Origin of the sequence: Pseudoalteromonas sp. SMS1, assembly GCF_021530565.1 — a bacterium.
Classification (GTDB): Bacteria; Pseudomonadota; Gammaproteobacteria; order Enterobacterales; family Alteromonadaceae; genus Pseudoalteromonas.
Map to the genome: position 1 here is coordinate 37,499 of NZ_JAKGBI010000017.1, position 12,631 is coordinate 50,129.

9 protein-coding genes are annotated in these 12,631 nt (G+C 46.8%); 7 read left to right on the forward strand and 2 right to left on the reverse strand.

Annotated elements, in window-relative coordinates:
• Window positions 1–42 precede the first annotated feature (42 nt).
• From leuC to L1286_RS17440, 3 genes are all read left to right on the forward strand, one after another.
• Window positions 43–1,446: a 3-isopropylmalate dehydratase large subunit gene (gene leuC, locus L1286_RS17430; RefSeq protein WP_235408317.1), complete on the forward strand. Its 1,404-nt coding sequence runs from the start codon at window positions 43–45 to the stop codon at window positions 1,444–1,446.
• Entirely contained in the window at window positions 1,443–2,042 is a 600-nt protein-coding gene (leuD, locus tag L1286_RS17435; protein ID WP_235408318.1) for a 3-isopropylmalate dehydratase small subunit, read from the forward strand. Before leuC ends, leuD begins: the two co-directional genes overlap by 4 nt.
• Before the next feature lie 88 nt (window positions 2,043–2,130).
• Window positions 2,131–2,733 carry a hypothetical protein gene (locus L1286_RS17440; protein WP_235408319.1) on the forward strand — a complete coding sequence of 201 codons (603 nt, stop codon included), beginning with the start codon at window positions 2,131–2,133 and terminating at the stop codon, window positions 2,731–2,733.
• A gap of 47 nt (window positions 2,734–2,780) precedes the next feature.
• Here L1286_RS17440 and L1286_RS17445 read toward each other — a convergent pair whose 3' ends face one another.
• Window positions 2,781–3,146, reverse strand: a complete 366-nt coding sequence (locus L1286_RS17445) for a hypothetical protein (RefSeq protein ID WP_235408320.1) — start codon at window positions 3,144–3,146, stop codon at window positions 2,781–2,783.
• 83 nt (window positions 3,147–3,229) lie between these two features.
• Here L1286_RS17445 and L1286_RS17450 point away from each other — a divergent pair, with 83 nt between their 5' ends.
• The gene (locus L1286_RS17450; RefSeq protein WP_235408321.1) at window positions 3,230–3,688 is read left to right on the forward strand and encodes a tellurite resistance TerB family protein; all 459 of its coding nucleotides are present in this window, start codon (window positions 3,230–3,232) and stop codon (window positions 3,686–3,688) included.
• Window positions 3,689–3,695: 7 nt separating this feature from the next.
• Here the strand turns inward: L1286_RS17450 and L1286_RS17455 are convergent, their stop codons facing one another.
• Window positions 3,696–4,220, reverse strand: a complete 525-nt coding sequence (locus L1286_RS17455) for a sigma-70 family RNA polymerase sigma factor (RefSeq protein ID WP_235408322.1) — start codon at window positions 4,218–4,220, stop codon at window positions 3,696–3,698.
• Window positions 4,221–4,501: 281 nt separating this feature from the next.
• On the opposite strand from L1286_RS17455, the gene L1286_RS17460 reads away from it, so the two are divergent.
• The 3 genes from L1286_RS17460 to L1286_RS17470 all read left to right on the forward strand — a co-directional run bounded on the left by L1286_RS17460 (window position 4,502) and on the right by L1286_RS17470 (window position 12,631).
• On the forward strand, window positions 4,502–6,934 hold the full coding sequence (locus tag L1286_RS17460; protein WP_235408323.1) for a penicillin acylase family protein: 2,433 nt from the start codon (window positions 4,502–4,504) through the stop codon (window positions 6,932–6,934).
• 56 nt (window positions 6,935–6,990) lie between these two features.
• The gene (locus tag L1286_RS17465; protein WP_063372442.1) at window positions 6,991–7,194 is read left to right on the forward strand and encodes an MbtH family protein; all 204 of its coding nucleotides are present in this window, start codon (window positions 6,991–6,993) and stop codon (window positions 7,192–7,194) included.
• A 184-nt stretch (window positions 7,195–7,378) separates the two neighbouring features.
• Window positions 7,379–12,631, forward strand: coding sequence for a non-ribosomal peptide synthetase (locus L1286_RS17470; RefSeq protein ID WP_235408324.1), 5,253 nt, complete (start codon window positions 7,379–7,381; stop codon window positions 12,629–12,631).

Genomic DNA, 12,631 nt, shown 5'->3' on the forward strand with positions numbered 1-12,631 from the left:
CCGTGGATCAGTTAATTAGCGTTTAAAGGAAGGATGTAGCAAGTGGCACAAACTTTATACGACAAAATTTGGCAAGCGCATGTAGTGACAAAGCTTAATGAGCAAACTGACTTGCTGTATATCGATAGGCATTTAGTGCATGAAGTGACGTCTCCGCAGGCGTTTGCGGGGTTACGAGAAAAAAACCGTCCAGTGCGTTGTCCGCATAAAACTTTTGCGACGATGGATCACAATGTATCGACTAAAAGTCGGTCAATTGATGCTGCCAGTGAAGTGAGTAAAAACCAGTTACAAGCGTTGGCACAGAACTGCGAAGAGTTTGGTATTCAACTTTATGATTTAGAGTCAATTAACCAAGGGATTGTGCATGTTATGGGTCCGGAACAGGGGATCACTTTGCCGGGTACAACCATTGTTTGCGGTGATAGCCATACTTCAACCCATGGCGCTTTTGGGGCACTGGCGCATGGGATTGGTACGTCAGAAGTAGAACATGTTTTGGCGACGCAAACACTCCAACAAAAGAAAGCCAAATCACTGAAAATCCAAATCAATGGTCGGTTACGCCCAACCGTTACGGCAAAAGACCTGATCATGGCGGTCATCGGTGAGCTTGGTACGGCTGGTGGAACAGGGTTTGTGGCCGAGTTTTGTGGCAGTGCCATTGCGTCATTGTCTATGGAGTCGCGTATGACGTTGTGTAATATGAGTATAGAAATGGGGGCGAAAGCGGGCTTGATTGCTCCAGATGAAACCACTTATGCTTATCTTGAAGGACGCCCTTTTGCACCACAAGGAGAAGATTTCAAACACGCTGTGTCTTATTGGCAAACCTTGCACTCAGATGAGGGGGCGCAGTTTGATCGCGTGGTAGAAATGGATGCTGAAGATATCCAACCGCAAGTGACGTGGGGTACTAGCCCTGAGCAGGTGATTGGTATTGACGAGCCTATCCCAGATCCCGACCTAGAACAGGACTTAATCAAAGCGGATTCAATGCGCTCAGCACTGAAATATATGGGACTAAAAGCTGGGCAAAAGCTTTCTGATGCGAAAGTGGATACTGTATTTATTGGCTCATGCACAAATAGCCGTATTGAAGACTTGCGCGCTGCGGCAGAGATTGTGAGAGGGAAAACGGTGGCTGCAGGAGTGGAAGCTCTAATTGTGCCCGGCTCTGGCTTAGTAAAACAGCAAGCTGAAAAAGAAGGGCTGGCGGAGATATTTGTTGCCGCAGGGTTTGAGTGGCGTGAACCAGGGTGTTCAATGTGTCTAGCAATGAATGATGATCGATTGGGGGCAGGTAAGCGATGTGCCTCGACTTCAAATCGCAATTTTGAGGGTCGTCAAGGACGAGGTGGGCGTACCCATTTAGTCAGTCCTGCGATGGCGGCGGCGGCAGCGATTGCTGGTTGTTTCACAGACATTCGAGGAGCACAGGCATGAGCATCTATCACAGTGGCTTAATGGCCCCATTAGATAAGAACAATGTGGACACAGATCAGATTATTCCAAAGCAGTTTTTAACTTCCACCAGTCGAGATGGGTTTGATAAAGCGTTGTTTTATGATTGGCGCTACTTAGAAAATGGCGAGGCTGATCCTGGGTTTGTGTTAAATTATCCGCGTTATCAAGGGGCGACCGTGCTCTTAACACGCGATAACTTTGGTTGTGGTTCTTCTCGTGAGCATGCGCCATGGGCGCTGAAACAATATGGCTTTAGTATCATCCTAGCGGAGAGTTTTGCCGATATTTTTTTCAATAACTGCGGTAACAACCAGATGTTGTGTATCGCATTGGATGCGTCGACATTGGATGGTTTGTTTGCTGTGTGTGAACAGCATGCGCACGTGAACATCGAGATTGATTTAGAAAATCAGCAAATTAACAGTGAACAATTTGCGCCCATTCCATTTTCTGTCCGTCCAGACATTAAAGCCAGATTGTTGAGTGGACTGGATTTTATCGGTGAAACCGAGCAGTTGAATCAACACATAGATGCATTTGAACAACAGCTAACTGCGTCAAGGCCGTGGCAATAATCACGGCCAACGCTTCAACCATCGCATTTTTTTGCCATCAAGCCAAAGGCCCTTTAGCCTTTGGCTTTTTATCTTTAGGAACATTTCAATGAACAAGTTCACAGCTACTCTTTTGATGGCGGCAACAGTGGTTGCGAGCAGCACCGCCTTTGCCAGGCCTGCTCCCCTCGTCTCTATCCCGACGCATGATACGTTTTTCGACAAAATTAAAGCGCACTGTGGCAAAGCGTACGAAGGTAAAGTGACGGTTGATAATCAAGGTCCAAGTGCATTTAGTGAAGAGCGCTTGGTGATGCATGTGCGTCGTTGTAACGAGCAGGAACTGCAAGTGCCATTCCATGTCGGCAAAGATGCCTCTCGCACTTGGATTATTACCAAAACTGGCAGTGGACTCAGTTTAAAGCATGATCATCGCCACAAAGATGGTACGGATGACGCTTCCACAATGTATGGTGGCCACACTGTTGACGCGGGTTATAACACGGTACAGTCGTTCCCAGCGGATCAATATTCTAAAGAGCTTTTTATCGCTCAAGGGATCCCGCAGTCGGTTGGCAATACATGGCAGATGTTCATCTATGACGAACAGTTTACTTATCGTTTAGTGCGTGAAGGACGTGAGTTCCGCGTTGATTTTGATTTAACAAAGCCTATTAAAGCACCGAAAGCGCCTTGGGGCTACAAAGACTAAGCGCCTTGTAGACGAGCGTACCTTGAAGCGTGTACGCTCGAACTTATTTACTCGCCATCGACCTCAATACATGTGATCTCGGCTTGAAGGTCTGGCTCATACGGACGTGGAGTGGTAGGTAAGCGGTCAAATTTTTGTACACCACCTTGCAATAATAGTTGGGTTTGTCGACCCTGACAGAGCAATTGACTGTGGCGCAATAAAAACACACTTTGTTGCAAAAAATGATTGTATGAATCCGCCTTAATCTTCAAATAATAGTGGTCATCGCTATACTTTATTTGTTCGTAATGTACTTTATGATCAAAGTCATAGTATTTTTCTGTCACGCCAATTTTTCCAGGGGTGAATTGACAAGCGCTGAGTAGGAGAGCTGGGATACAGATCAGCAAGATAGAAATACTTTTCAGCATATATGAAACCCTAAGCTGCTTGGGCGTTGATAATGAATGCCCTGATTTTAATGTTACTTTAAGTGTATCAAAAGGAGCGACAATTGTTAGAACGAGTCAAAGAGTTTTTAGCCAGTTTGTCTAGTACTCAAGAAGCACCCGCCCCAATGAACTTTGCTACCGCATTAGCGGCACTGATGGTTGAAGTCATGCGTGCTGACAATGAAATAATGCCTCAAGAGCTTGATATGGTCGCTCAATTGTTGCAGCGCCAATGTGACTTGAGTGTGCAAAGCAGTGAGCTGATCCGTACTGAAGCGCTGCAGTTGGTAGATACCGCCATTGACCTGCATCGCTTTATCAAAGTGGTCAATGAACATACTGACGAATTAGCACGCATTGAAGTGATTGAGCTGATGTGGATGGTGGCATTTTCCGATAATAAATTAGACCCGCAAGAAGACTACACGGTGCGTAAAATTGCGGGGTTGATGTACGTGGCTCACAGTGACTTTATTTCAGCTAAGTTGCGCGCCAAAGACGCGCTGGGTCTCGCTGACTAAGCCGTCGCTAGTGCGCAACGGCACCGGCTTGCAATTCGTTTTGACAAGATTGAATGGCTTCTTTAATCATGAAGTTCACTAGCGTTGGTGAAATGTGGTACATCTTGGCGATTTCTTTTTGCTTTAAGCGCCCATCACGATAGAAGCTTACCACATTTTGATGACGCTGAGAGAGCTTGCTAATCGTACTATTCACTTTGTCAGAGAGTTGTGCATCAATGTACTTTTCTTCGACATTTGAGCTTTCATCATCAAAGTGTTCCGTTTGAATTGACTCTAAATCAACTAAAGATTCTCTGTTTTGCTTACGGATCATATCAATGGCGATATTCCTTGCGACTTGATAACAGTAGCTCTTGGTATTCTTAACTTGGCAATCCTGACATTTTGACATCCCTGATAAACGAATGAATGTGTCCTGTAATGCGTCCTCGGCTAGATAAGGGCAACGTAAAATATTGTTCAAATAAGCCAATAATTTAGCTTCATTTTCAGCAATAACTTTTGACCACTTAACACAGAGCTGCTGCACTGTCTTTACTCCTATTTGTCCTGAAAGTTGATCCGTAATAGATAATGAGAATAATTATCACTATTATGTTATTTTGATCTTGCATTATCAGTCAAGTAATTTGTGCATCTTTGCTAATTAAAGTGTCATTAACGTGTAATTAAACTAGATTTCGTTTTACTTACCTTTGTTCTGTTTTTAACAACAGTTGGGGGATTTTACTTTCAGTTTTTTTTTCCTGTTTATATCCGTCATGTCTGCACGGGTTTGAATTTTTAACAGTGTAAAAATTAAGGAAAGCTATGAAGTTAAAATCTACGGTTGTACCTGTATTGGCAGCGTTTGCCATTTCGGGTTGCCATTTTATCGCGCAAGCGAGTGTCTCGACTCAGCGGCTCAGTGAAGATGTGAAAATCACACGTACCGAGCATGGAATTCCGCATATTCAGGCAAAATCTTTGTATGGATTAGGGTATGGGAATGCCTACGCGCAAGCACAAGATCATGCGTGTATCCTAGCGGATGGATATGTCCGTGTCAGAGGTGAGCGTGCTAAGTACTTAGGGCCGCACAAACATGGTCAGGATAACTTTTTTGTCAGCTTAGACTTAGGTTATAAAATCATCGACTTGCATGGTCGTGTTGCTCGAGAATACGCTAATTTATCTGCGGACACCCGTGCATTGGCTGACGGCTTTGCAGCGGGGTATAACCAGTATTTGCTAGATGCACAAGCTGGTGAGGCTGAATTGGCACCTGCTTGTAGTGGCAAAGCATGGGTCCAACCAATCGATGGTGTTGATGTGGTTGCATCGGTGCTGGCGTCTGCGACACAAAACAGCATTGGGCGTTTACTCGTCCAAATCCTACAGGCCAACCCTGGGACCGGTAACGAGTGGTTACCGACCATTGCCAAGCAAGCGCAACAATCTGAAAAACCATGGCTAATGGCCAGCAATACGGATTACAAACCCAAGCAGTTAACACAAGGCTCAAATGGGTGGGCTTTAGGTCATGAAGTGACCAGCAATGGTCGCGGTTTATTGCTTGCAAACCCGCACTTTCCATTCAATGGCAGCTTACGTTTTTGGGCCAACCATGCCAGTGTTGAAGGAGACTTTAGCACGATGGGGGCGTCGGTCATTGGCATACCTGGTATTGTAAACATTGGCTTCAACGAGGAGTTAGCTTGGACACATACTTATTCCGCTTCAAGGCACGAAGTGGTTTATCAGTTGGAGTTGAATCCGCAAAATCCGCTGCAATATAAGTTTGATGGTCAGTGGGTAGATATCGAGAAACAACAGGTCAATGTAGAAGTACTCACCCCGATGGGCGTACTGACCATGAAAAAAGACTACTTTACGACCCCAATCGGTTACGTCATCGAAGACCAGAAAAACTTTCCATGGGATAGCAAGAATGCCTACGTGGTCCGTGACACCAATATTGATAACTTAGGCGGTATCGATCATTGGTTGGCAATGAACCGTGCAACAAACCTAGATAATTTTATCGAGACCTTCAAAAACCACGATGGACTTGCGTTTAATAACACCCTAGTGGCTGACAAGCTTGGTGAAGTGTTCTTTATTGACGATTCAAATGTGCCGGACGTGACCCCGGTTGGTGAGGCGCTACTGCGCAACCACCCGGTGATCTCTGAGGTTTACAAAAAAACCAAACTGGCTGTGTTACCAGGTACTAGCAGCGCGTTGGTATTTCAACAAGAAGTGCCGTATGAGCGTGCCCCTAAACTGCGTCGTCAAGATTATGTGCAAAATGCTAATAACTCATATTGGCTGACGAACTTACAAAATAAGCTGAGTGGATACTCACCTCTTTATGGTCACGTTGATTACAAACAAACGCGCCGAACGCGCTACAATATCAACCTTATGCGTTTTGCCCGTGGCGCAGACGGCAAGTTTGACCGCCATGAGCTGGAAAGTATCGTGACTGGTACTAGCGCATCATTTGAACTATACAAACCCACTGTGATGGCAACTTGTGCATTGTATGCAGGTCAAACGTTGGCAGTAACTGACACGCTGAGCATGCCAGTTAACCCAGCTTGTCAGGCATTTGCAAAATGGGATGGTAAGTTCAATGCCAATTCTAAATCGGCCCCCCTTGCAAAAGAATTCTTCAACTTGCTAACGGATGATGATCTTGTTGTGCAGTTTAACGCGGCATTCCCAGCGGTGACGCCGAGCATTGTTAAAGCTGAAAAGTCGACCCTGATTAAATTACTCGCTGCGAGCAAGCAACTTGAGAATGCAGGTTTTGCCATTGATGCGACACTCGGTGAGTTGCAGTACTTACAAAAAGGTGACCGCCGCATCTCATGGCCAGGCGCTGATCACCACAGTGGCGGCTTTAATGTCTTTTCCACGACCAATGCCATGGACCTTACATCGTTCGCACCTACTTTGGCTGCGCCGATTCGTGAAGTCTTAGATCCCACTTGGCCGACAAGAACAGGTTTGAGCACCAATGGTTACCCAGTGAACTATGGTTCAAGCTGGATGATGGTGGTTGGCTTCAACGAGCACGGGCCACAGGCACGCGGCTTGTTGACGTATTCACAAAGTAATAACCCTAACTCGCCGCACTTTACCGATGCCAGTGAACACTACGCAGCTGGTAAAGGACTGATTGATTTACCTTATACCGATGCGCAAATTAAACAGGGCAAAATTAGTGAAATAACACTTACTGTGAAAAAAGACTAAAAATCTTAGACTGTCGCGCGTCACAGTGGCGACAGTCTAAATTTTGGAAAAATGTGATGAGTTTCGATAACGAAAACGGCACTTTTAAAGTGATCATGAATCACGAAGAACAGTACTCTTTGTGGCCTAGTTACAAATCAGTACCCGGCGGTTGGCAAGACACCGGTGTGAGTGGTGACAAAGCTACGTGTCTTGAGCATATCAAAACACATTGGACAGATATGCGTCCTTTGAGCCTCAGAAACGCAATGGCTCAATAAAACGTGTACGGGACAGTTGAGCGCCTTGCAGGCAGGGCGCTCTTTTTCAACGCCTCACTTCATAAATCCGAATCGTGGGCAGCACCCATTTAATCAAGCGCATCAGCTTGGCGTAATCAGACAAAACATAGCCAAAATTAAATGCAGCATGCGCATTTGCTAGATAACTTTCATGGAGTAAATCATGACCGCCATCACCATCATGGATCACTTAGCGCAACACGCTGCGCAGCAGCCGGACAACATTGCGCTAATCTGTGTGGATAAAAAAGCACAGACACCATGGAGCTTTGGAGAGCTATATACTCAGAGCTTGATGGTTGCCAGCCATTTGAAAAATCACGTGGTGGCCGGTGATAGAGCGCTGATCTTAATGGACACGGGGATTGAATATGTGACGAGCTTTCTAGCGTGTCAATATCTTGGTGTAACGGCCATTCCCAGCTTTCCACCTGAGTCGACTAAGGCGCAGCATATTGCTCGAACAGTGGGCATTGCAGAAGATTCTGAAGCTGCTGTGGTGCTCACCACAGCACGGTTTACGTCGACCGTGGAAACGCTGGTTGAGCAAGTTAATGGCAGCAAAATGCTGGTGATTGATGAGTTCTGTGAGCAGCATGAAACCATCGAACGCCACCCCGCTAAGTCTGAAGAAATTGCGTTTTTACAGTATACGTCGGGGTCAACGGCGAAGCCGAAAGGCGTCATGGTCAGTCATGGCAATTTGCTTGGTAATGAAAAAGCCATTGCTGAGGGAATGAATATTACCCAAGATGATGTGCTCGTGAGCTGGCTGCCTCTGTTCCATGATATGGGGTTGATTGGGGGACTACTGCAGCCGATTTATACAGGTTATAAACTCGTACTGTGCTCGCCTAGGTACTTTATGGAGCGCCCAGCGCGCTGGTTGCAACTGATATCTGACTACAAGGCCACGATGAGTGGCGGCCCTGACTTTGCGTATCGTTTGTGTATTGAGCGCGTGAAAGACAAGCAAGTCGCCGATTTGGATTTGAGTAGTTTACGGGTGTTTTTCTCTGGTGCAGAACCTATTCGCCACGATACCTTGCTGAGTTTTGCACATAAATATGCGCCGCAAGGCTTTAAGCCAACTGCGCTCTACCCATGCTATGGCCTCGCTGAAGGGACTTTGTTTGTCACTGGTAGCATACCATCGCAAGGCGCGGTGATTGAGGCGTTTGATACGCGTGAATTGGCAGCAGGTAAAGCGGTATTGCAGCGCGCTAAAGACTTACGCGATAGTGAGGAATATACCCACCAAGTAGGTTGCGGCGTTGTTGCCAGTGAACACCAAGTGCGTATTACCTGTCCAACCAGTTTTGATGAAGTTGCACAGGGTCATATTGGTGAGATTTGGGCAAGTGGCCCAAGCATTGCGGTAGGCTATTGGCGTAATGAGCAAGCAACCCAAGACACCTTTGTAGAGCACGAGGGTAAACGCTGGTTAAGGACCGGTGATGTGGGCTATGTTCATGGCGGTCAATTGTTTATATCAGGTCGTCAAAAAGACTTGATTATCATGAATGGCCATAACGTCTATCCACAAGACATTGAGCGTGCCATTGAAGGGGCTCTGAGTTTTGTGCGTCAGGGCCGCGTGTCGGCTTTCCCTGTTCCGAGTGAGCAAAGCGGTGAGGGCATTGGTGTGGCGATTGAGACTGCCAATGTATATCGTAATGAAGTGCCTGCGGAACAAACTGCACTGATTGTCAGAGACTTTATTATTACGCAATTTGGCAATTGTCCAGAGCTAGTGGTGTTACTGGACCAAGGCGGCCTACCTAAAACCTCCAGTGGTAAATTGCAGCGCAGCGCATGTTTGAAGTTACTACAAGCCGAGAAGTTGGCAACGTATGGCGTATTTAACCTGACTGATTTGCAACAACTGTCTGTGAGCCATGGTGGTGATGATCAGCACACATGGGATGAAGTGGCACAACGTTTAGCGGCATTGTGGCAAGGCGTTTTACACTACCCAGTAAATAGCAATGATGCCGACTTCTTTGCCTTGGGCGGTAGCTCGATCAAAGCTGCTTTATTGTTGGCAAAGGTACAAGCTGCTTTTAATTGTCAGATTGAGCCAACGGCGGTATTTGCCGCCCATAAATTTGGCGATTTTTGTCAGTTAGTACGCGAAAGTATTGCAACGAAACAAGAGCAGGCGTCTATTCCAGCGCTAGCACAAGCCGCATACCCTCTGAGTGCTCAGCAACAAAGGCAGCTATTTTTATGGCAGTTAGAACCTTTGAGCAGCGCGTATCACATCGGTGCTAGCTTGACGCTTAAAGGTGAAATCAATGACGTGTATCTGCATCGTGCCGTGGCACATATTCTTGCGCAGCAGGACATATTACGTCACGCCTATGGCAAAGATGCATCTGGCCAGTGGCAACAACAATTAGGCGCACAAACACTCAATTGGCAACAGGCCGATTTTAGTGAAAGTTCAGACCCTGAGGCTGCTGCAACATGGGTTGAAACTTTCTACCAGCAACCCTTTGCATTAGAACGCGGAGATAACTTTAGAGCCGCACTGATTAAGTTGTCAGGCGGTCGTACGCAACTGATTTTAGTGATGCATCACATCGCCAGTGATGCGTGGAGTTTTGATCTGGTCTTGGCGGATATTAGTCGTTATTACGCGTTATTAGTTGATGGTAATCCTCTATCAAATGATGGGCAGCGCGTTAATTATGGTGACTTTGCAGCTTGGCAGCAGCAATGGTTATCCAGCTCAGCGGCCGAAGAACAATTAACTTATTGGCAGCAGCAATTGCAGGCTAACGATGATGAAGAGCTACTAGCGCCTCAGCATCCAAGGCAACCTGATATGCCAGCCCCTATGCAAAACCAGATGTTAAAGCTGTCTTATCAACAGGTTGAGCAGTTGCAGGCCTTAGCACATCAGCATGGCGCAAGCTTATTTATGCTCTTGCTTAGTAGCCTACAAGTTTTCTTCTATCGTTTCTCTGGTAAGCGCACCCCGCGCATTGGTGTGCCGGTGGCGAGCCGCCGTTTTTCTGAGTTGCACTCACTGATGGGCTTTTTTATCAACACGCTGGTTCAGCGTAATACGCTGTCAGCGGAGCAAAGTTTTGTTGAGGTGTTGTCGTCTACTAAAACTCGCGCCATTGAGGCGCAACTAAATCAGGATTTACCGTTCGAAAAACTCGTTGAGGTGATGAACCCAGACCGTAGTCTTGGACAAAACCCGTTATTCCAAGTGATGTTTAATCATCTAGAGCAAGACGTTCAGCAGGCGCTCGAATTGCCGGGAGTTGAGGTTGAGCAGGTGGCAGCGCTACAACAGCAAGCGCAATTTGATTTAAGTATCGACTCTCGGTTATTAAACGATGGTGCCTTATTGCTAGAGTTCCAATACAACGCAGCTCTGTACGACGCCGACTATATTGCGCGTGTGGCGAGTGCTTTTAATACCCTGTTAAATGACATTGTTAAGACACCAAAACAGGCCATTGGTAATTTGGCGCTACACACTCAACAGGCTGAATCTGCTGAGCAAGGATGTGGTGAAGGCATAGATTTGCCCGCGACACCTTGGTTGCAAGCAATCAGCGAGATTGCACAGCAAACACCAGCGCGTACGGCAGTTATTTACAACGATCAACACTATAGTTTTGAATGGTTAGAGCAGACTGCAAACCGTTTGGCCCATGGATTGATTGCTAACGGGTTTGGCACCGAATCTGTTATCGGCGTGATGCAAAGTAGAAAACCGCTGATGTTAGCAAGCACCTTGGCGTGTTTAAAAGCAGGCGCGGCTTATTTGCCTCTAGATAAACTATTCCCTGTGGACAAATTACACCATATGTTGCAAGACAGCGGATGTGGTGCAATCTTAAGTGATGAAGCGACATTACCTATGACCTTTACCGGTGTACTCTTGTCTCCACAAACGCTGTTGAGTGAGCAGCACCTCAATACTGTATCGCCAGAGGTACGTTATTATGATAATCAAACGGCGTACTTAAATTACACTTCTGGCTCGACTGGCAAAGCAAAAGGCGTGGCCATCGAATTGGGGGCATTATCGCGTTACATTGAATCGGCTAAACGCTTTATCAACTTGCAAGCAGACGATGTCGTATTGCAATTTGCCACCGCCAACTTTGATGCATTTGTTGAGCAGTTGTTCCCAACTTGGGCGGTAGGGGCGGCCGTGCTGCTACGTGGTGATGCATTGTGGGATGCTGAGACACTCTACGCGCAGGCACAAAAACACCATGTGGCCGTGATGGATTTAAGCGCCGCTTATTGGCGCAGTATCAGTGCGAGTTGGGCACGAAAAGCCCTGCAAGCACCGCTCAATCTACCTAAATTAAGGCAGGTGCATTCGGGCGGTGAAGCCATGTCTGTAGCTGGGATCCAAGATTGGCAAAATACAGGGCTTGCTCAGGTGAGATTGCTCAACACCTACGGACCCACCGAAATTGTTGTAGAAGCCGCTATCCATCCATGTCAGGACTTAAACATCAAGGATGACGGGCAACAGTCCGTGCCGCTTGGGCACGCATTGGCAGGTCGCCGACTTTATATTTTAGATGACAACCTTGAGATAGTCCCTCAAGGTCATGTGGGCCAACTCTATGTCGGCGGTGATATTTTGGCCCGTGGCTATTGGGCACAGCCTGATATGACCGCGACCCGCTTTATCGCCGATCCGTTTAGCGACACAGGCGCACGTATGTATGCCACGGGCGATTTAGTTAGCTGGCAAGGTGGCGAGTTGATGTATCACGGTCGTAACGATCACCAAGTGAAAGTACGTGGCTTTAGAGTCGAACTTGGTGAAATTGAACAGCAGCTAAGTCAGCTATCTGATGTTGACACAGCGGTGGTCGTCACCGAGCAGCAGAGTCATGGCCTCGGTTTAATTGCTTACATACAAAGCACCAAGTTCAGTGATCCAACATTTGCTGACAGGTTAAAACGCGCACTGGGTGAGCGTATGCCTACTTATATGGTGCCAAGTGACATCGTCGTAATGGAAAAACTGCCGATCAATGCCAGTGGCAAATTAGAGCGTCAGCAGCTGCCAAAAGTGGCGCGTGTCGCCCAACCTGTCTCATTGGCAGAAAATGACACGGAGCGTGCTATTGCTGAAATTTGGCAAAAACACTTAAAGACACAAGAGATTGACCGACATGCCAATTTCTTTGATGTGGGTGGTCACTCCCTATTGCTGATGGCTGTTTATGAAGAGCTAAAAGTGCAATACCCCAATTTACAAATGACAGAACTGTTTGCGCACCCAAGTATAGCCAGTTTGGCGACCCTACTTGGCAGTGCACAGTCAAATACAGCGCCTGTTACACCGAATAAACCAAGTGGCGCGAAACAAAAACGCGGCATGGGCGCGATTGCCGCGCGTAAAAGAAAAGCAAGAGAATCATAA

What these genes read in the sequence shown, in the direction of transcription:
- leuD (WP_235408318.1), top strand. Translation starts at nt 1,443, where the DNA reads ATGAGCATCTATCACAGTGGCTTAATGGCCCCATTAGATAAGAACAAT.
- L1286_RS17470 (WP_235408324.1), top strand. Translation starts at nt 7,379, where the DNA reads ATGACCGCCATCACCATCATGGATCACTTAGCGCAACACGCTGCGCAG.
- L1286_RS17445 (WP_235408320.1), bottom strand. Translation starts at nt 3,146, where the DNA reads ATGCTGAAAAGTATTTCTATCTTGCTGATCTGTATCCCAGCTCTCCTA.
- L1286_RS17460 (WP_235408323.1), top strand. Translation starts at nt 4,502, where the DNA reads ATGAAGTTAAAATCTACGGTTGTACCTGTATTGGCAGCGTTTGCCATT.
- L1286_RS17440 (WP_235408319.1), top strand. Translation starts at nt 2,131, where the DNA reads ATGAACAAGTTCACAGCTACTCTTTTGATGGCGGCAACAGTGGTTGCG.
- L1286_RS17465 (WP_063372442.1), top strand. Translation starts at nt 6,991, where the DNA reads ATGAGTTTCGATAACGAAAACGGCACTTTTAAAGTGATCATGAATCAC.